Source organism: Gloeomargarita sp. SRBZ-1_bins_9, assembly GCA_039794565.1.
In the GTDB taxonomy this organism is placed as follows: Bacteria; Cyanobacteriota; Cyanobacteriia; order Gloeomargaritales; family Gloeomargaritaceae; genus Gloeomargarita.
This window is the reverse complement of the sequence record JAUQVX010000002.1, coordinates 71,221-94,971: the sequence shown is the minus strand read 5'-3', so window position 1 is coordinate 94,971 and position 23,751 is coordinate 71,221. Positions and strand designations below refer to the sequence as shown.

General features: G+C 59.2%; 31 protein-coding genes and 1 tRNA gene. 15 read left to right on the top strand and 17 right to left on the bottom strand.

What is annotated here, in order from left to right:
* Positions 1 to 5 precede the first annotated feature (5 nt).
* The 5 genes from raiA to Q6L55_02840 all read right to left on the bottom strand — a co-directional run bounded on the left by raiA (position 6) and on the right by Q6L55_02840 (position 3,100).
* Entirely contained in the window at positions 6 to 593 is a 588-nt protein-coding gene (gene raiA, locus Q6L55_02860; GenBank protein MEN9257658.1) for a ribosome-associated translation inhibitor RaiA, read from the bottom strand.
* 143 nt (positions 594 to 736) lie between these two features.
* Positions 737 to 1,324, bottom strand: coding sequence for a DnaJ domain-containing protein (locus Q6L55_02855; GenBank protein MEN9257657.1), 588 nt, complete (start codon positions 1,322 to 1,324; stop codon positions 737 to 739).
* A gap of 1 nt (position 1,325) precedes the next feature.
* Positions 1,326 to 1,922: an ATP-dependent Clp protease proteolytic subunit gene (locus Q6L55_02850; protein MEN9257656.1), complete on the bottom strand. Its 597-nt coding sequence runs from the start codon at positions 1,920 to 1,922 to the stop codon at positions 1,326 to 1,328.
* Between the two features lie 12 nt (positions 1,923 to 1,934).
* Complete coding sequence (locus Q6L55_02845; GenBank protein ID MEN9257655.1) at positions 1,935 to 2,588, bottom strand: ATP-dependent Clp protease proteolytic subunit; 654 nt, start codon at positions 2,586 to 2,588, stop codon at positions 1,935 to 1,937.
* Between the two features lie 35 nt (positions 2,589 to 2,623).
* Positions 2,624 to 3,100, bottom strand: a complete 477-nt coding sequence (locus Q6L55_02840) for a DUF721 domain-containing protein (GenBank protein ID MEN9257654.1) — start codon at positions 3,098 to 3,100, stop codon at positions 2,624 to 2,626.
* 171 nt (positions 3,101 to 3,271) lie between these two features.
* Here Q6L55_02840 and Q6L55_02835 point away from each other — a divergent pair, with 171 nt between their 5' ends.
* Both Q6L55_02835 and Q6L55_02830 read left to right on the top strand, forming a co-directional pair.
* Entirely contained in the window at positions 3,272 to 3,547 is a 276-nt protein-coding gene (locus tag Q6L55_02835) for an RNA-binding protein (GenBank protein ID MEN9257653.1), read from the top strand.
* Positions 3,548 to 3,725: 178 nt separating this feature from the next.
* A complete protein-coding gene (locus tag Q6L55_02830) occupies positions 3,726 to 4,403 on the top strand; it encodes a C40 family peptidase (protein ID MEN9257652.1) in 678 nt (225 codons plus the stop codon).
* Here the strand turns inward: Q6L55_02830 and Q6L55_02825 are convergent.
* Together Q6L55_02825 and Q6L55_02820 are read right to left on the bottom strand one after the other, a co-directional pair.
* The gene (locus Q6L55_02825) at positions 4,381 to 5,901 is read right to left on the bottom strand and encodes an NAD(P)H-quinone oxidoreductase subunit N (GenBank protein ID MEN9257651.1); all 1,521 of its coding nucleotides are present in this window, start codon (positions 5,899 to 5,901) and stop codon (positions 4,381 to 4,383) included. The genes Q6L55_02830 and Q6L55_02825 overlap by 23 nt on opposite strands.
* Before the next feature lie 50 nt (positions 5,902 to 5,951).
* On the bottom strand, positions 5,952 to 6,224 hold the full coding sequence (locus Q6L55_02820; protein ID MEN9257650.1) for a DUF3143 domain-containing protein: 273 nt from the start codon (positions 6,222 to 6,224) through the stop codon (positions 5,952 to 5,954).
* Positions 6,225 to 6,318: 94 nt separating this feature from the next.
* Between Q6L55_02820 and Q6L55_02815 the strand changes: the two genes are divergently transcribed.
* From Q6L55_02815 to pstA, 4 genes are all read left to right on the top strand, one after another.
* Positions 6,319 to 6,564, top strand: coding sequence for a DUF5340 domain-containing protein (locus Q6L55_02815; GenBank protein ID MEN9257649.1), 246 nt, complete (start codon positions 6,319 to 6,321; stop codon positions 6,562 to 6,564).
* Positions 6,565 to 6,793: 229 nt separating this feature from the next.
* Positions 6,794 to 7,807, top strand: a complete 1,014-nt coding sequence (locus Q6L55_02810; GenBank protein ID MEN9257648.1) for a PstS family phosphate ABC transporter substrate-binding protein — start codon at positions 6,794 to 6,796, stop codon at positions 7,805 to 7,807.
* Between the two features lie 88 nt (positions 7,808 to 7,895).
* Complete coding sequence (gene pstC, locus Q6L55_02805) at positions 7,896 to 8,846, top strand: phosphate ABC transporter permease subunit PstC (GenBank protein ID MEN9257647.1); 951 nt, start codon at positions 7,896 to 7,898, stop codon at positions 8,844 to 8,846.
* 15 nt (positions 8,847 to 8,861) lie between these two features.
* Complete coding sequence (pstA, locus tag Q6L55_02800) at positions 8,862 to 9,842, top strand: phosphate ABC transporter permease PstA (GenBank protein MEN9257646.1); 981 nt, start codon at positions 8,862 to 8,864, stop codon at positions 9,840 to 9,842.
* Here the strand turns inward: pstA and Q6L55_02795 are convergent.
* Positions 9,843 to 9,927, bottom strand: a tRNA-Ser gene (locus Q6L55_02795).
* A 12-nt stretch (positions 9,928 to 9,939) separates the two neighbouring features.
* Complete coding sequence (rsfS, locus tag Q6L55_02790; GenBank protein MEN9257645.1) at positions 9,940 to 10,314, bottom strand: ribosome silencing factor; 375 nt, start codon at positions 10,312 to 10,314, stop codon at positions 9,940 to 9,942.
* Positions 10,315 to 10,413: 99 nt separating this feature from the next.
* Between rsfS and Q6L55_02785 the strand changes: the two genes are divergently transcribed.
* Entirely contained in the window at positions 10,414 to 11,196 is a 783-nt protein-coding gene (locus tag Q6L55_02785; protein MEN9257644.1) for a methyltransferase domain-containing protein, read from the top strand.
* Between the two features lie 31 nt (positions 11,197 to 11,227).
* Here Q6L55_02785 and Q6L55_02780 read toward each other — a convergent pair whose 3' ends face one another.
* From Q6L55_02780 to Q6L55_02770, 3 genes are all read right to left on the bottom strand, one after another.
* Positions 11,228 to 12,559: an S-layer homology domain-containing protein gene (locus Q6L55_02780; protein ID MEN9257643.1), complete on the bottom strand. Its 1,332-nt coding sequence runs from the start codon at positions 12,557 to 12,559 to the stop codon at positions 11,228 to 11,230.
* Between the two features lie 237 nt (positions 12,560 to 12,796).
* Positions 12,797 to 13,345 (bottom strand): GUN4 domain-containing protein, encoded by a 549-nt coding sequence (locus tag Q6L55_02775; GenBank protein ID MEN9257642.1) that lies wholly within the window; start codon positions 13,343 to 13,345, stop codon positions 12,797 to 12,799.
* A 36-nt stretch (positions 13,346 to 13,381) separates the two neighbouring features.
* Positions 13,382 to 14,260 (bottom strand): ABC transporter permease, encoded by an 879-nt coding sequence (locus tag Q6L55_02770; protein MEN9257641.1) that lies wholly within the window; start codon positions 14,258 to 14,260, stop codon positions 13,382 to 13,384.
* On the opposite strand from Q6L55_02770, the gene Q6L55_02765 reads away from it, so the two are divergent.
* Positions 14,238 to 14,960 carry a pyridoxine 5'-phosphate synthase gene (locus tag Q6L55_02765; protein ID MEN9257640.1) on the top strand — a complete coding sequence of 241 codons (723 nt, stop codon included), beginning with the start codon at positions 14,238 to 14,240 and terminating at the stop codon, positions 14,958 to 14,960. The genes Q6L55_02770 and Q6L55_02765 overlap by 23 nt on opposite strands.
* Positions 14,961 to 14,962: 2 nt before the next feature.
* Here Q6L55_02765 and ffh read toward each other — a convergent pair whose 3' ends face one another.
* Both ffh and Q6L55_02755 read right to left on the bottom strand, forming a co-directional pair.
* A complete protein-coding gene (gene ffh, locus Q6L55_02760; protein MEN9257639.1) occupies positions 14,963 to 16,354 on the bottom strand; it encodes a signal recognition particle protein in 1,392 nt (463 codons plus the stop codon).
* A gap of 105 nt (positions 16,355 to 16,459) precedes the next feature.
* Positions 16,460 to 16,843, bottom strand: a complete 384-nt coding sequence (locus Q6L55_02755; GenBank protein MEN9257638.1) for a hypothetical protein — start codon at positions 16,841 to 16,843, stop codon at positions 16,460 to 16,462.
* 163 nt (positions 16,844 to 17,006) lie between these two features.
* On the opposite strand from Q6L55_02755, the gene Q6L55_02750 reads away from it, so the two are divergent.
* The 7 genes from Q6L55_02750 to Q6L55_02720 all read left to right on the top strand — a co-directional run bounded on the left by Q6L55_02750 (position 17,007) and on the right by Q6L55_02720 (position 20,751).
* Positions 17,007 to 17,183, top strand: a complete 177-nt coding sequence (locus Q6L55_02750) for a hypothetical protein (protein ID MEN9257637.1) — start codon at positions 17,007 to 17,009, stop codon at positions 17,181 to 17,183.
* Positions 17,184 to 17,230: 47 nt separating this feature from the next.
* On the top strand, positions 17,231 to 17,704 hold the full coding sequence (locus Q6L55_02745; GenBank protein MEN9257636.1) for an NAD(P)H-quinone oxidoreductase subunit N: 474 nt from the start codon (positions 17,231 to 17,233) through the stop codon (positions 17,702 to 17,704).
* Complete coding sequence (locus tag Q6L55_02740) at positions 17,701 to 18,366, top strand: ABC transporter ATP-binding protein (GenBank protein MEN9257635.1); 666 nt, start codon at positions 17,701 to 17,703, stop codon at positions 18,364 to 18,366. The genes Q6L55_02745 and Q6L55_02740 overlap by 4 nt, the downstream gene beginning before the upstream one ends.
* The gene (gene rsmG, locus Q6L55_02735) at positions 18,363 to 19,022 is read left to right on the top strand and encodes a 16S rRNA (guanine(527)-N(7))-methyltransferase RsmG (protein ID MEN9257634.1); all 660 of its coding nucleotides are present in this window, start codon (positions 18,363 to 18,365) and stop codon (positions 19,020 to 19,022) included. The genes Q6L55_02740 and rsmG overlap by 4 nt, the downstream gene beginning before the upstream one ends.
* 76 nt (positions 19,023 to 19,098) lie before the next feature.
* Complete coding sequence (locus Q6L55_02730; protein MEN9257633.1) at positions 19,099 to 19,428, top strand: hypothetical protein; 330 nt, start codon at positions 19,099 to 19,101, stop codon at positions 19,426 to 19,428.
* Entirely contained in the window at positions 19,415 to 20,305 is an 891-nt protein-coding gene (locus Q6L55_02725; protein ID MEN9257632.1) for a Sll0314/Alr1548 family TPR repeat-containing protein, read from the top strand. The genes Q6L55_02730 and Q6L55_02725 overlap by 14 nt, the downstream gene beginning before the upstream one ends.
* Positions 20,302 to 20,751, top strand: coding sequence for a DUF3531 family protein (locus Q6L55_02720; GenBank protein MEN9257631.1), 450 nt, complete (start codon positions 20,302 to 20,304; stop codon positions 20,749 to 20,751). Before Q6L55_02725 ends, Q6L55_02720 begins: the two co-directional genes overlap by 4 nt.
* Here the strand turns inward: Q6L55_02720 and Q6L55_02715 are convergent.
* The 3 genes from Q6L55_02715 to Q6L55_02705 are packed head-to-tail and all read right to left on the bottom strand — an operon-like array spanning position 20,681 to position 23,633.
* Positions 20,681 to 21,655 carry an RluA family pseudouridine synthase gene (locus Q6L55_02715; GenBank protein MEN9257630.1) on the bottom strand — a complete coding sequence of 325 codons (975 nt, stop codon included), beginning with the start codon at positions 21,653 to 21,655 and terminating at the stop codon, positions 20,681 to 20,683. The two genes, Q6L55_02720 and Q6L55_02715, sit on opposite strands and share 71 nt — an antisense overlap.
* 6 nt (positions 21,656 to 21,661) lie before the next feature.
* Positions 21,662 to 22,048, bottom strand: a complete 387-nt coding sequence (aroH, locus tag Q6L55_02710; GenBank protein ID MEN9257629.1) for a chorismate mutase — start codon at positions 22,046 to 22,048, stop codon at positions 21,662 to 21,664.
* 1 nt (position 22,049) lies between these two features.
* Positions 22,050 to 23,633 (bottom strand): 2-isopropylmalate synthase, encoded by a 1,584-nt coding sequence (locus tag Q6L55_02705; GenBank protein ID MEN9257628.1) that lies wholly within the window; start codon positions 23,631 to 23,633, stop codon positions 22,050 to 22,052.
* Positions 23,634 to 23,751: the final 118 nt, after the last annotated feature.

Sequence of the window (23,751 nt, the reverse complement as noted above, 5' to 3'; positions counted from 1 at the left end):
TGCCCCTAGGCCGAGGGTTTGGGGTGACCGTTGCCCCGGGGTTGGATCAACCCATAACCCCCGTGATTCCGTTCATAAACCACATTAATTTCCCCCGTCTCGGCGTTGCGAAACACATAGAAATCATGATCAACCAGCTCCAGTTGCTCAAGGGCCTCCTCGACCGTCATTGGGGGCATGGCAAAGTACTTGCGGCGGACCACCTCCTTGGGCAATTCGGGGGACCGCTCGGTTGTCGGTGTGACCAGATCCGGCGACGCCACCGGCACCGGTGTTTGGTGCAGCTTGGCCTGTTTCTTCTCCTTAAACTTGCGGACTTTCCGGTTCAATTTATCCGCCACCAAATCAATACTGGCGTAGAGATTTTCACTGCGTTCTTCCCCCCGCAGAACATGCCCCTTGGCATAGACGGTAACCTCCGCCACATGGGTATCGTGAATGCGGGGGTTGCGGGCTACGGACAAATGGACATCTACCTCCGTAATCCAACCGTTGAAGTGATCCAGGGCCTTGTGTAGCTTGTTTTCCACATACTCACGAATGGGGTCGGTAATGGCAATGTTTTTGCCGTGAATCACAATCTTCATAGGCATAAACCCCACAGAAATTTGGTGCGCTCTACTACTTCTACGCTAACACCCGCTTCCCCCCTACCCGCCGGTCTTTAACTTCTTGTAATCTCTTGTTAACCTGGCCAAAATCCTGTTGGATAACTGTAATAGTGAGCGTGATGGCTCTAAGAGTACTTGCCCATCCCCTGCTCCAGCCGAATAAACTCCCGATTCACCTCCTGCCAGAGCGTGGGGTTGTGGGGGTCCAGGCGCAGGGCCGTTTTCAGGCATCCCCGGGCCTTGTCCCATTGCCCCTGGTCAATCAAGGCCCGCCCCCAGCGCTGGTAAGTCTGGGCCAACCAACCCGGAATCTCCCTGTCTGTGGGAAACCGCTGCCGCAGGGTCTCTAGGAGGGCCACCGCCCGGGCAAACCGTTCTTGCTCCAGCAAGGTCCGCCACTGCACCTGGAATTTGTGCTTGAGGTAGCGCTCTTGGGGCGTCAGGGGTGGCCCTGGTTCTGGCGCGGGGCGATGCTGCACGGTCACCCGCACCTGAGGCGCTGTCCCAACCGGTGTCTGGGTCAAGTGGGCCAACAGATATTGGTACACCTGCTGGAGGGCAATAAACCGTTCGTGGCTATGGGGGTCATGGGGGTGCAAGTCCGGATGGCAGCGACGGGCCAAACGCCGGTAGGCCACTTTGACTTCCTCGAGGGAGGCCCCTACCGCCAAACCCAAACAGCGATAACTCTCCACCAAGCGAGGGTCAGTCATCCTAGGGCGCCCGGCCTTCAATCACCTTGTCCACAATCCCATAGGCCAGCGCCTCTTGGGCCGACATGTAAAAGTCCCGCTTTTGGTCCTGTTGCACCTTCTCCACCGGCTGCCCCGTGTGATAGGCCAGCAGCTGGTTGAGTTGCCGGTCAATGCGCAACACCTCCCGGGCTTCGATTTCAATGTCCGAGGCTTGCCCCCGCGCCCCACTCGACACCTGGTGGATCATAATCCGCGAATGGGGCAGCGCCAGGCGTTTCCCTTTGGTCCCCGCCGCCAACAAAAACGCCCCCATGGACGCCGCCAGCCCCACACAGATTGTCACCACGTCCGATTTGATGTGCTGCATGGTGTCGTAAATGGCCAGCCCCGCATGCACCGACCCCCCCGGCGAATTGATGTACAGGTAAATATCCTTGCCCTGGTCCTCCGAATCCAAATACAACATCACCGCCACGATTTGATTGGCAATGTCGTCGTCAATTTCTTGCCCCAAAAAAATAATCCGTTCCCGGTACAGCCGGTTGTAAATATCAATCCATTGGGTATAGGGTTCACCGGGCAGACGGTAAGGAACCTTGGGGATACCCAGCGGCATAGGTCACACTCCTTAGGACGAACTGGAAGCCAACGCTTGCATAACCGTAGGCGGCAATTTGCGGGTGGGTTCCAGGATGCGGTCAATCAACCCATACTCCTTGGCCTGGTAGGGCGTCAGGTAAAAGGTGCGGCTCATGTCCTTGGCAATTTTCTCCCGGGGCTGTCCCGTATTGGCCGCCAGAATGTCCAGCATCACTTCCCGGTTGTGTAGCACCTCCCGCGCCTGGATTTGGATATCCGAGGCCTGCCCCCGGGTATAGCTGCGACTTTGGCGCAAGATAATGGAGGCATTGGGCAGGCTGGCCCGGTGCCCTTTGGTGCCCGCCGACAACAGCACCGCCGCCATCCCCATCGCCACCCCAATACAAATGGTATGCACCGGCGGTTTGATGTAGGCCATTGTGTCACAGATGGCAAACCCCTCCGTTTCCCAGGCAACCGGTTCCCCATCAAAACGGGAGGTGCCCGTGGAATTGATGTAGAAATAAATGGGTTTTTCCGGGTCCTCGTACTGCAGGTACAACAACTGGGCAATGATCAGCTCCGTGACCTGCTGCACAATTGGCATCCCTAGATAAATAATCCGTTCCTTGAGCAACAGGGAGGGCAAGTCGGGGGGCGGAGTGCGGTAGTAGTAATCCCCGTAGTACGGTGACTGAACCATGGTGGATCCTCGCAGGCCTTTACCTAGTTTAACGCCTAGGTCGCCAGTTCCGCCGCTCGGCACAGGCCACAGATACCCCACCGGTCCAACTCCACCAGGGGTGCCGGCAGGTGACAACGGGGACAGTGGGGTGGACGGCGGTAGGTGGGTGTCCCAGCGCAGGGCAAGGCCGGCGTGCGGGTCCCCCCTCGAAAGATGCGACCGGCAGGGGGCTGTCCCTCGGGAGTCAACAGGGGGCGAAAGCGAATGTCCTGCAAGGGCTCCGGCAAATGGGCATTCAGACGCTGGAGCAACCGCTGCCGTTCAAAGGTCAGGTTTTGCGCCCAAACCGGCGACCGGGTGGCCACGTACAAAACCCCCCGCCGGATGTACAGGGGTTCGGTCTGGCGTTGCACCGTTGGCCCCACCAGTTCCGCCCACAGACCCAGCAGGGTTTGCCACTGCCGGCACCGTTCCCAGGTGGGGCTGCTGTCCAGTTGCTGGAGAATCCCCCCCAAGGCGGTTAAACCCATCCTTCGCCTCCGAACTGCCCCTACTCTAGCTAAGGCTTTCCCCAACTGCTATACTAAAAAAGAACTGCTGTAGGTCTGGGTCGAGGGTTCTTCTTGGTTTCCGTAGACGGCTAGAAGAAATTTTCCGCAACCGACTGCACGGTCAGTGACTGTTTTTGTTGAGGCGTAGCCATGACGATTTACGTAGGTAATCTAAACTATCGGGTCACCAAGGAGGACCTGCAAGAAGTTTTTGCCGAGTACGGCGATGTAAAAAGTGTGGTCCTGCCCATGGACCGGGAAACGGGGCGGATGCGGGGCTTTGCTTTTGTGGAAATGCAGGCCGACGACCAGGAAGAAAAGGCCATCAGCGAACTGGACGGGGCCGAATGGATGGGGCGGCAATTGCGAGTGAACAAGGCCCGTCCCAAAGAAAACCGGCGAGATGCATACCGCTCCCGGGGTTAAGGGCAGTCCTGGCTTGCCAACACCGGCGGGCCACCTTGGAGGTTGTATTCGTGGCGAAACGCCGAAATCCGAAGAAGGAAAAAGCGCTGCGCAACCGGGCCTATGCCCGCAAGTTCAGCCGTAAGGTCAGTTCCCATCGTCGAGGACGTCTCCCACGGGAAACCGTACCTGAGACTCCATGCCCTACCGGTGTCTAGCCGATTTAGACCTCTACGAATCCCCTACCAGTGACCGTTTGGTGACCCAGGCTCGGGCCGGCCGCTGGCTGTATGGGGGGGAGAAACAGGGGTCACGGGTTCGGGTCACCTTGGCGGAGGACGACTATAGCGGCTGGATCAACGCAGCGGACTGGGAACGGTTGATCTTGACCACCGAAGCCTACGAACCACCCCAACTCACCCGCCCGGCCATCCAACTACGGTTGCCGCTGGTGTTGCATTTCGTCATCCAAGCCATGGGACAACCCCATGTCTATCGCTGGGGGGGGACGGTCGGTCCAGATTTTGATTGCTCGGGGTTGGTGCAGACGGCCTTTGCCCAGGCGGGTATCTGGTTGCCCCGGGATGCCTATCAGCAGGAGGCCTTTGTTCTAGCCATTGACCCCAGCGACCTGCAGCCCGGGGACTTGGTGTTTTTTGGCCTAGGGGAACGGGCAACCCACGTGGGGATTTACCTAGGCCGGCAACAGTACATTCACTGCTCCGGTCCCGAACAGGGTCGCAATGGCATTGGCGTAGATTCCCTCGGACCGGACCGGGGACCCATCGGCGAAACCTACTATCGGCAGTGGCGGGGAGCTGGGCGGGTTATGGCCTCCTACCAACCCCGCACCCCTAGCGCTGAGACACCAGGGTAGGTTGGAGAAAGGGCGTGGTCTGTACGGCCTGGTTGGCCACTGTCAGGATGGGATTAGCCAGCAACCCGGCCACCGCCGTCACCACCACGCAGGTCACCAACGTCGCCCTCAACTCCGGCAAACCGGGCCGGTCCCAGGTAATCGCCGGATAATTTTGGACCGCCAGGGACATTTCCTGGGGTTCCTTCACCACCGCCATCCGCACCACCCGGATGTAGTAGTAGATGGAGATCACGCTGGTGACCAGCCCCACCAGCACCAACCCATAGGCCCCCGCCTGCCAACCGGCCCAGAAGATATACAGTTTGCCGAAAAAGCCCGCCAGAGGTGGAATCCCCCCCAGGGACAACAGGCACAAACTCAGCCCCAAGGTCAACAGCGGATCTTTCTGATACAGGCCAGCATATTCGCTAATCTCATCCGTGCCCGCCCGCAGGCTAAACAAAATCACACAGGCAAAGGCCCCCAGGTTCATAAACAGGTAAATAAAGGTGTAAAACAGGATGCTGGCGTAGCCCTCCGGTGTGCCGATGGCCAAGCCGATCATGAGAAAACCCGCCTGCCCAATGGAGGAATAGGCCAACAGGCGCTTCAGGCTGGTTTGGGTCAGGGCCACCACATTCCCCAACACCATACTCAAAACCGCCAGCGCCTCAAACACAAACCGCCACTGGGGCGTTGCCTCGGGAAAGGCCGTCACCAGCAAACGGATCGCCAGAGCAAATCCCGCCGCCTTCGACCCCACCGACAAAAAGGCCACCACCGGCGTCGGCGACCCCTCATAGACATCCGGCGTCCATTGGTGAAAAGGCACCGCCGACAACTTAAAGGCAATCCCGGCGATCACAAACACCAGGGCCACCAACACCCCCAAGGACTGCCCCAAATCCCGTTGCACCAGAGCCTGGGCAATAGCCCCCAAACGGGTCTCTCCCCCCGACAACCCATACAGCAAGGACAACCCATACAAGAAGATGGCGGAACTGGTGGCCCCAATCAGCAGATACTTCAGCGCCGCCTCATTGGAGCGCACATCCCGCTTCATGTAACCCGCCAGCAGGTAAGAGGCCAGCCCCAACGTTTCCAGGGACACAAACACCATCACCATCTCATCCGCCCCGGCCAGGAACATGCCCCCCACCGTAGCCACCAACAAAATTGTGATGTACTCCCCCAGGGCGCTGCCCACTTCCTCCACATAACGAATGGCCATCAGCACCCCCATCGCCCCTGACAGGGCAATCATCCCCCGGAACAGAATGCCGATGCGGTCAGCCTGAAAACTACCGGCAAATCCCTCCGTCACCGGTAGCGACCACTGCCCCACCAGGGCCACCACCGCCCCGACCAGACCCGCCACCGCCAGATAGGGTGTCCAACGATAAGCTTGTCGGCCCGTGACCAAGTCCGCCAGCAACACGACCGTCAAGGTCACCACAACCAGCAACTCAGGTGCGATCGTGACCGTATTCAGCGCCGTCAATGCCATTGCCTCCATGCACGTCCTCCGGGGGGTATGGAACTCCTTAAAATTTAAGGTAACGGAATTTACGGCCCTTGCAAAATTCCCGTCTGCACCTCCTGCCGACTCAGGGAGTAGCGGAAGCGCCGGACCACATCCCGCCCACCCCCTGCCCCCAGGTAACGCACCTGCAACTCCTCGATCTCCAGGGATAATTCCGCCTGCCACTGGCCCCGTTGGAGAAACCAGCGGTGCAATTCCTGGGGGTTTTGCCGGGCACCCAATGTCCGCAACCAATCTTCGATAGCCCCCAGGGAATGGTTGTACAACGGCGTATCTGGACTCGGCCAAGGACGCATGGACGGGTATCTCGGGACGGACACCCCCATTCTAGCCCAGCCTCAGGGAGCACAAAAGCGACTAAAATTGGGGATACGGTTGTTCTCAAACCCTATGAAATCGGTTGTCCTGCCTGCACCCATTCACTACGAACTGTTGATGCAACTTCTGGAACGCCATACCCTCAAGGCCCTCGACCAGTATCCTGGCCAACGTCAACACCTGCACGACCTCCTGGCTACCCTACGCAAAGCTAGCGTGCAGCAGGAATGGCTGGAGGAGGAATGCCGCCGGGCTGGATTCACCATCGAATATCGCTGGTCCATCCATCAAACCGAATCACCCGCCCATCGGCCTTGAAAATACACCATCATTACTGACAATCACCTATGAGGGGATTTCCGCTGCCTGCAATACCTACCCAGCAGCAAAATCCCTCCAACCCTTCAATTTAAGAAACGGTTAAGACCGGATTAAAAAATGGTGAAAAACAGGGATTTCTGCTTGACAGGGCTGACATTTTTGGAACAATTGAAGAGGGGATACAAGCCCGTGATGTATAGCTCCTATTTGTGGGAGGGGTAAGGATATGAAGACAACGACGACCTTTTGGGCGCTGACGACGGCTGCTACTTTGACGGCGGGTCTAGCTGGTGTGACCCAGGTAGTGGCGCAAAGGCGTGCCGTGGTGCGGATTGACGGTTCCAGCACGGTCTTTCCCATTGCTGAAGCGATTGCGGAGGAGTTTCAGAAGTCTAAGCGGGGCCAGGTGCAGGTCACAGTGGGGGTCTCTGGCACCGGTGGTGGGTTTAAGAAGTTCTGCAACGGCGAAACGGATATTTCTAACGCCTCGCGACCCATTGCCAAAAGGGAAATGGAAGCCTGCCGGAGCAAGAATATTAACTATATCGAATTGCCCATTGCCTTTGACGCCCTTACGGTGGCGGTGAATCCGCGGAACAATTGGGTGAAGCAGTTGACGGTGGAGCAACTCCGCAAGATGTGGGAGCCAGCGGCCCAAGGGAAAATTCGCACCTGGAACCAAGTGGACCCCAGTTGGCCGAATCGTCCCCTGCGGTTGTTTGGCCCTGGCACGGACTCGGGGACGTTCGACTACTTCACCGAAGCGATCATGGGCAAGTCCAGGCAGAGCCGGGGGGACTATACCGCCAGTGAAGATGACAATGTGCTGGTGCAAGGAGTGTCCACTGACGTTAATGCGCTGGGCTACTTCGGGTTTGCCTACTATGAGGAGAACAAGAACCGGCTGAAGGCGGTGCCCATTGTGAACAACAGGGGTCAGGCGGTGCTGCCGAGTCGCAAGACGGTGGAGGACGGCTCCTACAACCCCCTGTCGCGGCCCGTGTTCATTTACGTGAGCACGGAGGCCCTGCGGCGTCCGGAGGTGCGGGAGTATGTGGAGTTCTCCATGCGCAATGCGAGCCGTCTGGTGCCCAAAACTGGTTACGTGCCCTTGCCTAGCCGGATTTATGCGGCCAATTTGGACAACCTGCGGCGGGGCCGGACAGGCACGGTGTATGGCGGGGAAAACCGGGTCGGTCTGACGATTGACCAACTGATGAAGCTGGAGCGGGTAAACTAGTCTGCTGGCTGTAGGGGGGGGGGAGCTGATGGGTTCTCCCCCTTTTCTTTTATGATGATGGAGTACCTGGCGCGGGAGTAGAACAACGATGACCATCGCCGAGCAAGGGTTTACCGACTATGAACGCCATCAGGTGCGCAGCCGCTGGGTCAATCGGTTCATGCGCCTGTTAACGGGGGCGTTTGCTTCTTTTTCTATCTTTGTGACGGTGGGGATCACGGCCACTTTGGTGCTGGAAAGTTTAATGTTCTTCCGCAAGCTTGCTGAGGAAGGACACTCCTGGACCAAATTTTTTACAGAGACTCAATGGACGCCCCTGTTTGCCGAGCCAGAGTTCGGGATTATCGCCATTATTTGGGGTACATTTATCACGTCTTTGATTGCGATGATTGTGGCGCTGCCGGTGGGGCTACTGAGTGCCATTTACTTGAGTGAATATGCGCCGGAATCGGTGCGGGCAGTTTTGAAACCGATGCTGGAAATCCTGGCGGGGGTGCCGACGGTGGTGTACGGCTTTTTTGCCCTGGTGGTGGTGGGGCCGGCGTTGCAGGCTATTATTCCCAACGGGCAGGAAGTAGTGGCGGGTTTGAATGCCACAAGCGCCGGGTTTGTGATGGGGATTATGATTATTCCCCTGGTGGCGTCCCTAAGTGAGGATGCCTTGTATGCGGTGCCCAATCTGTTGCGGGAGGGGGCTTACAGCTTGGGGGCAACCAAGTTTGAAACGATTGTGAATGTGGTGATTCCCTCGGCTCTGTCGGGGATTGTTTCGGCGTTTTTGCTGGCAGTTTCTCGGGCGATGGGGGAGACGATGATCGTGGCTTTGGCGGCGGGACAGAATCCGATTCTGGAGCTGAATCCTCTGCAGTCGGTGATGACGATTACAGCCTTTATCGTGCAGGTGAGTTTGGGGGATACCCCCACCGGTACCCTGTCTTTCTACAGTATCTTCTTTGCCGGTTTCATCCTGTTTGTCATGACGTTGATCCTCAACGTTCTGGCGGACATCTTTGTGCGTAGATACCGCATAGTCTACTAGGGTGGAGGTATCGCTATGACCACTGTCTTGCCGCCTTTTGAGGCTAACTTTCGTCCTAATTTTGAGGGGCGTAAGGTTCAGACAAATATCTTTGCAGTCGTTGCGTTTCTGGCCACTATCTTTGGTTTGTTTTTCCTGGCCCTTTTGCTGTGGGATGTCTTTAGCAATGGTCTACCCTATTTCAACTGGCAGTTTCTGACCAAGTTTCCTTCGCGCGACCCCTCGGAGGCGGGTGTTTTATCGGCCCTCGTCGGTTCGATCTGGCTGATGTTTTTGATTCCCATCTTTGCGTTTCCCTTGGGCATCGGGGCGGCGATTTACCTGGAGGAATATGCGGACCGGGACCGCTGGTACAACCGAATCCTGGAAATCAATACGGCCAACCTGGCGGGGGTGCCTTCGATTATTTATGGGCTGTTAGGGTTGGAACTGTATGTGCGGTTGTTTCAGCCGATTACGGGGGGACGGTCGGTATTGTCGGGGGCGCTGACCCTGGCGACGTTGGTGCTGCCGGTGGTGATTATTTCCACGCGGGAGGCGATTCGGGCGGTGCCGCGGGAGATGCGGGAGGCGTCCTACGCCGTGGGGGCGACCATGTGGCAGACGATTTGGTACCACGTACTGCCGGTGGCGTTTCCGGCTATCCTGACGGGGACGATTCTGGCGCTGGCGCGGGCGATTGGAGAAACGGCGCCGTTGATTACCCTGGGGGCGTTAACGTTTATTGCCTTCCTGCCCCCCTGGCCGGTGACGACGACGGTAGATGAGAATGGGTTGGTGGTGATTGAGAAGGTAACCCTGGGGCTGGGTTCGTTTATTGAGGCCCTGCAGACGCCTTTTACGGCCTTGCCGATTCAGATCTTCAACTGGGCCAGCCGACCCCAGAAGGAGTTTCACCAGGTGGCGGCCGCCGGGATCATTGCCCTGCTGGGGTTGCTAGTGCTGATGAACAGCGTGGCCATCGTGCTGCGGGCGCGGTTCCAACAGCGGCGGTAACGGAGAGGGCGGGATTCGAACCCGCGGAGACTGGCGTCTCGCTCGATTTCAAGTCGAGTGCAATCAACCACTCTGCCACCTCTCCCAGGGCTTTATTTTAACCGACCGGCGCAAAGGCCAACCGCTCCGCATGGGCCCAGAAGCGTTCCAGGTCGTAGAAAGCCCGCTCCCGGGGTAGGAAAAGGTGAACGATGACATCACCGTAATCCTGCAACACCCAACCCCCTTCCGGCGAACCTTCCTGGTGTCGCGGGCGCCGGTGCCACTGGTGGGCTACTTGTTCTTCAATGGCGCGGGCGATGGCGCGGACTTGGGCTGGTGAGGACCCGGTAACCAGGACAAAGTAATCCGCTAGATAGGAAATCTCCGCAACTCGTAGGAGGAGGATGTCTTGACCTTTGCGCTCATCGGCGGCCCGAGCGATGGTCAACGCCAATTGGGTGGCAGGGTCAAGACGTTGGCTATCGGTCATCCCGTAAGGGGTACACAACCTGTCTCTATCCTACCGAAGCGGGGTCGGGCCTGTGGTACCCTGGGGAACGAAATTCACCATTATTTTGCTGTTTGCACCGTGCCAACGGCCTATTGGTGGGGCAATAGCGCCAAGTCCTGGGTGCTGCAAGACCTACTGGGCCGCCTCCGCCCGGACCGTCCATCCGTGGTTTTGGATTACGGCTGTGGGGATGGGGGGTATTGGCCGCAAATTCTCCGGGACTATCCCTGTATCCAATGGTGGGGATTTGAACCCCATCCCCAACGGCGCCGATTGGCACAAGAACGTCTAGCCGGTCTGCCAGCCCGGTTGCTGGAGAGATCGGAGTTGGAACAGGTGGCTATTAATGCCGATTTCATCGTCAGTTTTAGCGTCCTGGAGCACGTTTACGACCGCCGGCGTTATCTGCAAATTGCTAAACGTCAACTGGCGCCCCAGGGAATTTTTTACCTGAACTACGACGACGGCCATTTTCGCGCCCTGCTGGATGTGCATCAACCCCGCACCTGGCTACCAGCCTGTAAAGTGGCCCTACATAATTGGCTAGCTCCTTTTTTGGCGCGTCTGGGGTATGTGGCGCCGTTTCAACAGAGAGTCATTCAGGCCGAAATTGACCAGCTACTGCGGGAAGTGGGGTGGCAGATTCAAGCGGTTTTCTACAGCAATCTGGAATGTCTCAAACATCTGTCCAAGACCTTACCCCAGGCCCAGAAGGACCGTTTTATGCAGGTATGGCTGGCCTTGGAAAAGACCTTGAACGACGAATTTCAACATCCTGGCCCGATCTGGGGCGGTGACTCAACCAATCTATGGACGGTGATGCCCTCACGGACCCTGGTGTTGACCCATTCCCCGGCGTGATAGCCCCCAGGGAATGAGTCGTTTGAGGTGCCTACAAGGGCAGGTTAACCGGTTGATTGACGGTCAGCACCAGGTCGCTGTTGGGTTCCAGGACAATCACTTCCCGGATTTGACGCCGGTCCGCTGCACCACCGACGACAGAACCCAAGACGGCCCCCCCGAGGACTTCCGTCGCCGTTACCCGCCGGTCACCAGACAGACCCCCGACCGCTGCACCCACAGCTGCGCCAATCCCGAAATCCCGCAGGGCCTTACCCGGTTCCCGCCCCCAGTTCAAGCCCGCTGCCGCACCCGCTGCTGTACCAGCTAAGACTTCGCCGGCTTCAATGCGTCGGTCGCCGGTGACCCCCGCAATCAGGGCGGCCGCCGCCGTACCCACCAGGGCGCCGGGGAGGATGGGCCGTAAACTGCGCTCACTCACCTCGCGGGTCCGCCGCACCGGCGCCGAGGTTGCGTCTAGGGGAAGGGTTTGGCCGCGGACCGTGACCTGCTGGGCGACAAACTGGGACCCCTGACCTGCCGGTTGCAACCGCCCCGTGATGGTGCTTCCTGCAGGTAGGAGCACCCGACCTTGACTATCCCGCACGTCCTGGGCCACCGTGACCGTTAGGGGTAAGGTGTCCTGGGGGGCGAGAATCACCCGCTGATTCCCCAGGCGGGTGACGATGAGAGTTCCCTGGGGCAAGGTGGCGACCCCTGCTTGGATAGGCGTGGCCGGGCTGAAGTTGGCGATGTACTGGCTGGGAATGCCGGCGATTTGCAAGCTCTGGCAAAGGCTGGCCGCTACATCTGCCCGGGTGGCCAATTGATTGGGGCGCAGGAGGGAAACATCGGGGTAATTCACCACCAACTGTTGCTCACTGGCCGCCGCCACCCCTGGCCGGGCATAGGTGGGAATGGCGTCCGCATCCCGATACAGGCGGGTGAGGGTCACCTCCGGGGCCTGGGTGGGGCTGAGATTGAGGCCGCTGCTCAGGGCAACCAGCACCTGCACCCGGGGGATGTTTTGGTTAGGCCGGAAAGTACCGTCGGGGTAGCCGGACAGGAAACCAGCCCCAGCCGCTTGATTGATGGCGTCATAGGCCCAAAAGCCCGGCGGCACATCCCGGAAACCCATGGCCCCTCGACCAGACCCGGACAAAAAGGCCCGGTTAATCATCGTGGCAAATTCCGCCCGGGTGACCGGATTGTTGGGGCGAAAAGTGCCGTCAGGATAGCCACCGATAATGCCCCGATTGGCCAATTGCTGAATGCAACTTTCGGCCCAGAAATTCCGAGTATCGCTGAATGCTAAACTGGGTGTGGCCAGCAGCAAAGTCAAACCACTAGCACCCAAAAGACGCCCAAGACGTAACGTGTTCATAGTCTTCATTGCTCTTGCACAACCTGCATGCGACTACTTCCCCAGACGGAGCGGCTACTAACAAGTTCCCCCCATATCTGGGAAACTTTGGCTAACCACTTCACGTCGTTATGTTTTTTTAGGAGAGTGGTCACGACTAGTTCTCGTCGAGGGTTGGCAGAGAACATAGCCTGTCTCAGCAAAAACCCTATCCCTCACTCAGGGAGATAACCGGCTAGGTCGGCAATTCCTGACAGCCTAAAAACTCTCCAGGGCGCACCGGATCAGGCGCTGGGCGAGGGAATAGCCGATTCCTTCCCGCATGGGGTAGTAACCCTCAAAATCGGGATGCCCCCATAAATTGGCAGTGCTGCGGGTTTGGGACCAAATGCGTTGCTGGACGATATAGCCGTATTTGCCGTTGGAATAAACGCTCCAGAGCTTATTGATAATCTTCAGGGCGATGCAGGGTAGATGGTCAATATCGGTGGCGTCTAAAAAACCCCGTTCCTGGGCTTTGGGGCCGGCAATTTGCAGCAGTAGCCGCTGGGTTTCTAGATCGGCAGCTTCCCAATCTTTTCGGGCCAGCAGTTCTTTCAAGTAGGCATAGTTGACCCCCGATGCCTGCAATAACCAGCTCTCGCTCATCCCTAGGCAGTTTTGGCAGGGGCTGGTGACGACTTCTAGTTGTCGCAATCGCTCCAGCAGCACATCCCGCCCCAGTTTGAGGTTCTCATTTTCCTGGCGCAGCAATTCATTGGTCCGCCGCAGCAGGCTCAGTTCCGCATAGAGGTCGTCCAGCTCCATGGGTGCTACCGTTTTTTTACCTATACTAATGCGCCCCTAGGCTTCCCCCAAGGCTTCGCTCACCAGGGATAACCCCACCACCAACCCCGTCATGGCCAGGCCAGGAAAGAGAGTTGTCCACCATACACCTGTCGGCAAACTGTCGAGGGCCTGGGCCAGCTCGTGTCCCCACTCCGGCGTCTCCGGCGGTAAACCTAACCCCAAAAAACCCAGCCCGGCCAGGGTTAAGATGGCATCGGCGCTGTTGACGCTAATGAGCACCGGTAAATCCCGCCCCAGGTGCCGCCCCAAATGATGGACCAGAATCCGCCAATCGCCGGCCCCCAATGCTCGGGCTGCTTCCACAAACAGTTCATTTTTCAGGCTCAGGGTGTGGTTGCGGATCACACGATAGTACTGAGGGATATAGGCAATGCTCAGAGCCAAGGCGGCATTGAGCACCCCTCGCCCCACCACAAAGGCCGCCGTCAAGGCCAACAGCAGCCCGGGTAAGGTGTAAAGGGTGTCCATGAGAAACAGGATCACCCTGTCCACTTTGCCGCCCCAATAGCCACTCAGGGCACCCAGGGGAAAACCGACCCCCAAACTCAGGCCCGTCGCCCACAGCACCACCTGCCAGGCCGCCCGCGCCCCAAAAATCACCCGGCTGAGCACGTCGTAGCCCTGGCGGTCGGTGCCGAACCAATGCTGGGGGCTGGGGGGTTGCTGCGGGCTATGGCGGAGAAATTCTTGGGGGTCCGGCAACCCCAGGGACACCAGCCAGGGGGCCAGCAGAGCCGCTAGGAGATAAACCAACACCAAGGCCAAGCCGCCCAGTAAAAAGACCCGTTGTGCCGGGGATTGGCGTTGCCAGAAGGGTACAATGGCAGAGAAGGGATAGGAGTCCAACACGGTGCCTACACTCGGCGTCAACATAGACCATGTTGCCACAGTCCGCCAGGCCCGACGCACGACGGAACCGGACCCGGTGGCTGCGGCCATCTTGGCAGAGCTGGGGGGGGCAGATGGGATTACGGTACACTTGCGGGAGGACCGGCGGCATATCCAAGAACGGGACGTGCGCCTGCTGCGGCAAACGGTGCAAACCCACCTCAATCTGGAAATGGCAGCGACCGAGGAGATGGTGGCTATTGCGCTGGACATTCGCCCGGATTATGTGACCCTGGTGCCGGAACGGCGGGAGGAAATCACCACCGAGGGGGGGTTGGACGTGGTGGGTAACCTCAAGCTCTTGACACAGACGGTGGGCACACTTCAGGGGCAGGGGATACCGGTGAGTTTGTTTATTGCTGCCGAACCGGACCAGATTCGGGCTGCTCAGCAAACCGGTGCCCGCTGGATCGAGCTACACACGGGTCCCTACGCCCTGGCGCGCCATGAAGAGGAATGTCAACAGGAACTGCGGCGATTAACCTTGGGGGCGAAATTAGCCCAGGAGTTGGGGTTGCGGGTGAACGCGGGCCATGGGTTGACCTATCACAACGTCTATCCGGTGGCCTGTATTCCCGGGATGGAAGAACTGAATATCGGCCACAGCATTATCAGCCGGGCGGTGCTGGTGGGATTGACGCAAGCTGTACAGGACATGAAGCGGGCCATGCGCGGGGAATTGTAGCTCTATAACTGGCCAAAGCCCTTGCGCTTTTTGGGCTGCTGTTTGCGTCGCGCTGACCGTCCGCTGGTAGCGCCGGCCATACCCATGCCCGGAAGAGCACCCATGCTCAGCCGCTGCATCATCGTGCGCATCTGTTGAAAGTCCTGTACCAGCTTGGCCACGTCCGCTTCGGTGTGTCCGGAACCCTTGGCAATGCGCCGGCGCCGGGAGGAACTGCTGGCCAGTAAATCGGGGTTTTGGCGCTCTTCGGGGGTCATGGAATTGATCATTGCCTCCGCCCGCCGCAGTTGCTTTTCCGCCTGCTGAATCTGCTCGGCTTTGAGCTGGTTCATGCCGGGGATGAGCTTCAGAAACGCTCCCAACGACCCCAGGTTTTTTAGGAGTCGTAGTTGCTTGAGGAAATCGGTGAAGTCAAACTTGGCCTGGAGGATTTTTTCCTGCATCCTTTGGGCGTCGGCCAAGTCCACAGCTTCTTGGGCCTTTTCCACCAGGGTGAGCACATCCCCCATGCCCAAAATGCGGGAGGCCATCCGTTCGGGATAAAAGGGTTGCAGCGCCTCCACTTTTTCGCCGGTGCCGATGAATTTGATCGGTTGCCCGGAGACGTAACGCACCGATAGGGCCGCACCCCCCCGGCTGTCCCCGTCCACCTTGGTCAAGATGGCACCGGTAATGCCGATCTGTTCATGAAAGACCCGGGTGAGGTTGGCCGCCTCCTGACCGGTCATGGCGTCCACGACCAGCAATACTTCGTGGGGTTGAATCGCCGCTTTCATTTGGGCCAGCTCCGCCATCATATCCTGGTCAATCTGCAGGCGTCCCGCCGTGTCCACAATCACCCAGTCGTAGCCTGCGGACCGGGCGTGGGCTACCCCCTGCTCGGCGATAGTCACGGGGTTGACGTCTGTCCCCAGGGCAAAGACCGGCACGTCAATCTGCCGCCCCAGGGTTTGCAGTTGATCAATCGCGGCAGGCCGATAAATGTCGGTGGCCACCAGTAGGGGTTTTTGGCTCTGTTTCTTCAAGTACAAGGCCAGCTTGGCTGCGGCAGTGGTTTTGCCCGTGCCCTGGAGTCCGGCCAGAAGGACAATGGTGGGGGGGTCTGGCGCTTCCTGGAGGGGGGCTTGCTGACCGCCCATGACCGCCACTAGTTCGTCGTACACCACCTTGATGAATTGCTGGTCGGGGCGCACGCCGGCGATCACCGCTTGACCGATGGCCCGCTCCTCTACCGCCTGGATAAACTCCCGCACCACCTGAACATTGACATCGGCCTCCAGCAGGGCGCGGCGCACCACCTTGAGGGCCTCTTGAATGTTGCCGGCCGTCAGTTTGTCTTGACCACGCAGCTTCCTCCAGGCCGCTTCGAGTTGTTCCGCTAGGGCCTCAAACATGGGAAAAACTCGCCGTCTCTATGGATAGGCAGCCTATTGTAATGGGAGGGAACACTGCCGGGAATCTACTTCCAACCATCACCCCTGGCTTACCTACAGGCCATTTTAGTCCATATCGTCAAGATGGGCGCTGATGCCACTGGCCAGGACTTGGATGAGTAGGTCAAGGGTTTCTTGGGAACAGGGCAAATCGGTACTTTTGTCCATCTGCCTTCGTTGCAATTGTAAATGCAGTCCCTGGACCACTTGCTCGCACTCTTGGGCTTGATGTTTGCTCCAGGATTCCCAGTGGCTGAGCAGGTCATAGATAAAGGCCATGCGGGTAACGGTGGAATCATCCATCTCTAAACTCTGGCACCACAGGGCGGCAATCACCCGCATCACAGCCCGGGCGTCCTCACCGGTGCGAATCAAGCTCCCCAATTCCAAGACCGGTCGGGTACCCACACTCCAGGTTTGGCAGGCGGCGCGAAAATCGGTGATGTTCATCGGTGGTCTCCCCTTGCCTCAAGGCTACACTCTAACCCGGTTTGGGGGCCAACTTTGTTACGGTGTGAATAGTCGGGATGGGGGTACTGCCATGCCTCGTTTATTACTTCCCCTCGGGCTTATCACCCTACTGTTGAGCCTGCCTTCAGTGCCAGTAAGGGCTATGCCTTCAGAACGTGCGGTCGCCCTAGCCTGCGCCCAACGACGGGTGCGGGAGTTGCCGATTCCCTTTGCCGATTTGGACCCCAACCACTGGGCCTTTGAGGCGGTGATGACCCTCTATTACTGTGGGGCTTACCGGGGCGGCATTCCCCGTGACCTTCCGGTGCCTGCGCCCTAGGGTTAACTCTGTTACAGTTTTTAAGTAAACGGCGAGGGGAAAACCATATGGCGCTACTGGTCCTTGGCAACCAATTTGAGCAGGATTTGGAAAAACATGGGGCGTTGGCGGTCTGGGTGCCGCCGGAGGGGGGTCACGAGGGGCGTTACCAGCGGCGCTTAAAGGGGGCCGGGTATCGCACGTTGCACATGACGGCCCGGGGCATGGGGGAATTGGAAGCCTATTTGACCCGTTTTCACGGCGTGCGGCCCCCCCATCTGGGCAAGGCCCTGGCCCAAACCGCAGCGGTCGGGGATGTTTACTACTTTCCGCCTTTGCTGGATCAGGCCCTGGCGGCGCTGCCCCCCCAAGCGAAGGGCGTGGTGCTGTGGTTGATTGAGGGCAAGGTCCTTGCGCGGCAGGAATTGCGTTACCTGACGGTGGTGCCCACCCAGTACCCCCGTTGCAAGGTGGTGGTGGAGGTGGCCAGTGGCCGGGAGTTTCGCTGGCAACCCCTGACCAGCTATCTGGAGCAAGGGTGACGGCGGCCATTGTTTTGGAGAATGTCTCCTTTGGTTGGTCTCGGGAGCGGCTGGCTCTAAAAGACTGCACGTTGCGGGTACCCCAGGGGGAGTTTTGGATGTTACTGGGGACCAACGGCAGCGGCAAGTCCACCCTGTTGAAAATCCTGGCGGGTCTGTTGGCACCGGATGCGGGACGGGTGGAACTGGCAGGACCCGTGGGACTGGTGTTGCAAAACCCGGACCACCAGGTGGTCATGCCCAGTGTGGGGGCGGATGTGGCCTTTGGACTGGCGGGTTTGCCTCCGCAGCAGTGGGCAGAACGGGTGGAGCAGGCATTGCGGCTGGTGGGCCTGTGGGAGTTGCACAACCGACCGGTGTATAGCCTGAGTGGGGGGCAAAAACAACGACTGGCCATTGCAGGTGCTTTGGCCCGGCAGGTGCCCATTCTCCTACTGGATGAACCGACGGCCTTTTTGGACCCAGAACAACAACTGGACCTGGCGCAGCAGGTGCAACAGTTGGTACGCACTACCGGTATTACGGCCCTGTGGGTGACCCATCGCCTAGAAGAACTGGCTTACTGTGACCAGGCGGTTTTACTGAGCGAAGGGCGCATTAGCCGGCAGGGGACTGGCCCCGAACTGCACGCCTACATCCAACAACAGTACGGTTGGCCATGATGCTCAGTCCCCTGGACCGGTGGCCGGGTGACCCAGCCCAGCAAGACCCCCGCTGGCAGAAACTGTACGACGTTGTTTTGCGGGGCAATCAGCGGTTGAATCTCACCCGCATCACGGCACCAGCGGACTTTTGGGAAAAGCACTTGTGGGACAGCGCCCAGGGGATTCGTCCCTACCTGTCAGAAAAAGCGGCCTGGCGGGTGATAGATGTGGGCAGCGGCGCAGGGTTTCCGGGGGTGGTGGTGGCCCTGCTGCAACCCCATTGGCACGTCACCCTACTGGAGGCCCGTCAGAAAAAAACCCGCTTTTTGCAGGAATTGGTGGCGGCGTTGGGTCTGCCAAATGTCGCGGTGCTCACCGGGCGAGCGGAGGTCCTGGGCACGCTGGCTCCCCACCGGCAGGGCTATGACCTGGTGCTGTTGCGGGCAGTGGCTCCGGCGCGGCAGGCATTAGCTTATGGGGCGCCCCTGGTCAAACCGGGGGGTCGGCTGGTGCTCTATCAGGGGCAGTGGACGGAGCAGGACACGGCAGCTTTGGTACCCCACCGCTACGGGTTACAATGGGAGCAAATTGACGCCCAAAAGACACCCTTGACCCAGGCGATACGCCACTACCTACACCTGATGCGGAACTTCTCGGTGGCAGATGCTTCCTAGGAGGAGTAGCATGTAGGAGATCAACGCCATGCGTAGGTTGGTACTATTGGGAGGGTTGCTCTGGACTCTTGGGAGTATGGGACCAACTGGGCTAGCCCTGGCCCAAGCCGGTTCCGTTAATCGTTTCCAACAAATTATGCAGCTACGGCGGGCGCAGAACCTGGCGCGCATGGCGGGGGAACGGGCCAACGGCGGCATTGAGGTCTATCGCACGGAACCGGCGATGCACCAAACGGTGGGGACGGTCGGGGAAGCCCGTTATGAGGATGTGGGCGATGCCTGGATTTTCACGTTTCGGGGGGGCACGCCGGAGGAGGTGGCCGCTGGTCGCTATTCCATCCGCACGGTGGTCCGGGTGGATAAACAAACCTTTCGTACCACGGTCTTGAGCAATGAACGCCTCTAGGGTCCAACGGTGGGGGTGGGCACTACTGACAACGGTCACCCTCTGGGTCGCAGCCATACCGGTTCAGGCAGGGGACCCCTTTCGCCGGAATCCCCCACGGCCCATCAGTGACCCAACCGAGCAGGCCTTCGAACAGGTGTTTCGCCACGGTAACTATGCCCAAGCGCGAGCCATGCTCCGGGACCTCCTGGCTCAAAGCCCATCGGAACCGATGGTCTATGCTCTCCAGGCGGCTGTGGCTTACCTAGATGAGGATTTGACCACCATGGCCCAAGCGGCCCGGCAGACGATGCAGGTAGCAGAGCAGCTCCAGCGCACCGATCCACTGCGGGGGCATTTATACGTGGGGGTGGCCCATTTCCTGGAGGGGGGGGTCATTGCCACGCAAAACCGGCGGAATCTGCTATTGGTGGTGCCCCAGTTGCTGGACAAGGTGCGGCTGGCGCTGGCAGCTTTTGACCGGGCGGCCCAGGTGGACCCCAAGGACCCGGAGTTGAATCTCATCCGGGGGTTTGCCGATTTGTTGATTGCGATTAACATCCCCTTTAGCAGCGTGGAGGAGGCTATTCAACGGCTGCGCCATTCGGGAGCGCCACCCTATCTGGTGCATCGGGGGTTGGCCCTGGCCTATCGGGATATGAAAAGGTGGGCAGAGGCGTTGCAGGAGGTGGATAAGGCCCTGGCGGCGGCCCCCAACCACCCGGAATTGCACTACCTGAAGGCGCAAATCCTGGCCGGCCAGCACAATTATGGGGAAGCGGTGAAGTGGTTTGACCAGGCCCTGGCCCAGGAAACCCAACTGCCCCCCGCCCTGGTGCGCCAAATCCAGCGGGAACGGGAACGGGCGCAACGCCGCGTGGTGGCTGTCCCCCCATGAATGTGCAATTCCGGGAAGTGGATGTGTTTAATCTCTGGCTGTGGTTTGAATTTGCCAAACCGCCGGATGTGCGGGCGCGCCAGTATCTGGAGGAGATTCTCAGTTCCTGGTTTTTGTTGGGGAAGTTGGGGGGGTTCAACGCGGAAAACCTGCAGGTCCAGGAACAGGGCTATGACCTGAACTTTTTCCCCTACGACAACCAGGCGGCGGACAGAACTCTGCAGGCGGTCATGCACAATATGGGGGAGGTGGAGTACCGGGACCGGTGGGCGCGCTGCTGGTTTGACCTGGGCACCAGTGATGGTCTGGCCCTGGATGTACTTATCAACGCCCTGCGCCAGTTTTCCCGGGAGTACGTGCCCCTAAAGACGGTGATCATTGGGGGGGTGAATCCCGATTGGCCGGTGGAGCGGGGGGAACCGTCGCCCCTGTTAGGTTATGTCTAAATCCTAGGTGGCGCAGCAATTGCTCCAGTGACGAGGGCAGGGGTGCGGTGAACGTCAAGGGTTCCCCCGTGACGGGATGGTGCAGGGTCAAACGCCAGGCGTGCAGGGCCTGTCCGGGGAGATAACGGTTGAAGGTGCGCCGGGAACTGTACAGGGGGTCATTCACCAAAGGGCGCCCCAGATGACTCAGGTGGACGCGAATCTGGTGGGTGCGGCCGGTCTCCAGCCGAAAATGCACCCAACTGTAATCCCCCTGGGTTGCCAACACCTGCCAGTGGGTCACCGCCGGTCGCCCATTGGTTACCACGGCCATCTTTTGCCGGTGCCGGGGATGGCGACCGATGGGGGCGTCAATCGTCCCGGTGGGAGTAGGTAAACGCCCGTGAATCAACCCCAGGTACTCCCGGTGCATCTGGCGGGTTTGGATTTGCCGTTGCAGCTCCTGGAGGGCCGTCGCCGTTTTCGCCACCACCATGACCCCCGTTGTGTCCTTGTCCAGACGATGCACCAGACCCGGGCGCTGGGTGTCGGCCATGGCCAAAAACTGGGGGCAGTGGGCCAGCAGGGCATTGACCAGGGTTTGGTCCCAATGGCCCGGCGCCGGATGCACCACCAACCCCGCCGGTTTGTTGAGCATCAGCAGATGTTCGTCTTCGTAGAGGATGTCCAGGGGCAAAGGTTGGGCGGGCATCGCCAGGGGAACCGGCGGCGGAATGTGAATCTGCACCTGATCCCCGGGACGCAGGGGGTGGTTTTTGTCCGTTTGCACTTGTTGGTTGACCCAGACCTGCCCCTGCTGGATCAGCTTTTGGATGCGACTGCGGGACAAATCCGACCACTGCTGGGCCAATCCCTGGTCCAACCGGGCAATGGGCGTAGTTACCCGGAATTCCCGCACCTCCATGCCGTCTCAATGGCTATAGCTCCAATCCGGTCGCAACTGCTGGGCGCCGCGCAAATAGGGATGCACTAACCGTTGGTGGGCCGGTAGATAGGCATGGGCCAGCAGGCGAATACACCGGGGTAACCCCTGGGCCACCACCATGTGCTGCAGATCCAACATGGCCACCTCATCCCAGTAAGGCCGCTCCCGGGCAATCGTTGCTGGGTAAACGGCGTCCAAATCCGGCGTCACGCTAAATAACACACTCACCAACTGTCGGGGGTGCAACTGATTGTCCCGCTCCAGGACCTCCAGCAACTCCAGCACCGCCTCCCGAATCGCCGGCACTGTATTGGCCTCCGCCGTCGTTGCCCCCCGGATAGCCCGCCAGCGCCACTCCCCTGCCGCCACCATCTTACGTCTGACTGGTCACCACCGGCGCCGGAGGTTGCTGCAACGCGTTGTACAGCCGGTTTAAGGCGTTGATATAGGCCTGGGCCGACGCCACGATGATGTCCGTGTGGGCGGCATGACCGCTGTAGGTGCGCTGGTTGTGCTCCAGACGAATGGTCACCTCCCCAATAGCATCCAGCCCCTCCGTCACCGACTGCACCGAAAACTCCACCAGTCGATTGGGCACCTGCACCACCCGGTTGATGGCCTTATAGACCGCATCCACCGGCCCCGTTCCCGTAGCCGCATCCGTACGTTCCTCCCCGTTGGGAAGTCGCACCGTCACCGTTGCCGTCGGAATCTCATGGTCGCCGCAGGACACCTGCACCCGTTCCAGCCGGAAATTCACCACCATGGGCGTTTGCATCTCATCGCTGGCAATCGCCTCCAGGTCCCGGTCGGTAATTTCTTTTTTCTTGTCCGCCAGTTCCTTGAAGCGCAAAAACGCCCGGTTGAGTTCCTGTTCGTTCAACTCATAGCCCAACTCCCGCAGGCGAGTGCGGAAGGCATGGCGGCCCGAATGTTTCCCCAGCACGATTTGATTGGCCTGCCAACCGATGGTGCGGGCGTCCATGATTTCGTAGGTCTGGCGGTGTTTGAGCACCCCATCCTGGTGAATCCCCGACTCATGGGCAAAGGCATTCGCCCCCACAATCGCCTTGTTCGGCTGCACCACCAGTCCCGTCAACTGAGACACCAGCCGCGAGGTTTTGTAAATTTGGGTGGTGTCAATGCGGGTCAAGGGTTCCGTGGAATCCACCGGGCGGCCTAGATAAGGATTGAAATAGCTCCGCCGCACATGCAGCGCCATGACAATTTCTTCCAGCGCCGTGTTGCCGGCCCGCTCGCCGATGCCGTTGACCGTCACCTCCACCTGGCGCGCCCCGTTTTTAATCGCTTCTAGGAAGTTCGCCGTCGCCACCCCCAAATCGTTGTGCCCGTGGACCGAAATCACCGCCCGGTCAATGTTAGGCACATTTTCCCGGATGTTTTTAATCAGCTGCCCAAACTCCTCTGGCATCAAATACCCCACCGTATCGGGGATATTCACCGTCGTTGCCCCCGCCTCAATCACCGCCGTTAGCACCTGATAGAGATAGGCTGGGTCGGTACGGGCCGCATCCATCGGGGAAAACTCCACATCGTCCACATAGCTTTTGGCCTTCTGCACCATGGCCACCGCAATCTCCAGCACTTCCTCCCGAGTCTTGCGCAACTGGTGCTGCAGGTGGATATCCGACGTGGAGATGAACGTGTGGATGCGGGGTCGTTCCGCCGGTTCCAGGGCCTTAGCCGCTGCCTCAATATCCGCCGGGACCGCCCGCGCCAACGAACAAATAATCGGCTCGCGCACCTCCTTGGCAATGGTTCGCACCGCCTCAAAATCCCCCGGACTGGCATAGGCAAATCCCGCCTCAATCACATCCACCCCCAGCCGCGCCAGTTGCCGAGCAATGATGAGCTTTTCCTCCACGTTCAAACTGGCGCCGGGGCACTGCTCCCCATCCCGCAAGGTGGTGTCGAAAATGATAATCCGGTCGGCCATAGACCCCCTGGGCACGTCACTTGTTCTTTGATAAATATACCCCATTTCCCCCCCCTGCCCTCGGCTCCAGGCCCCTATCCGGCAATTTACGGATAAGTGGCAGACAGAGCTTGGTGAT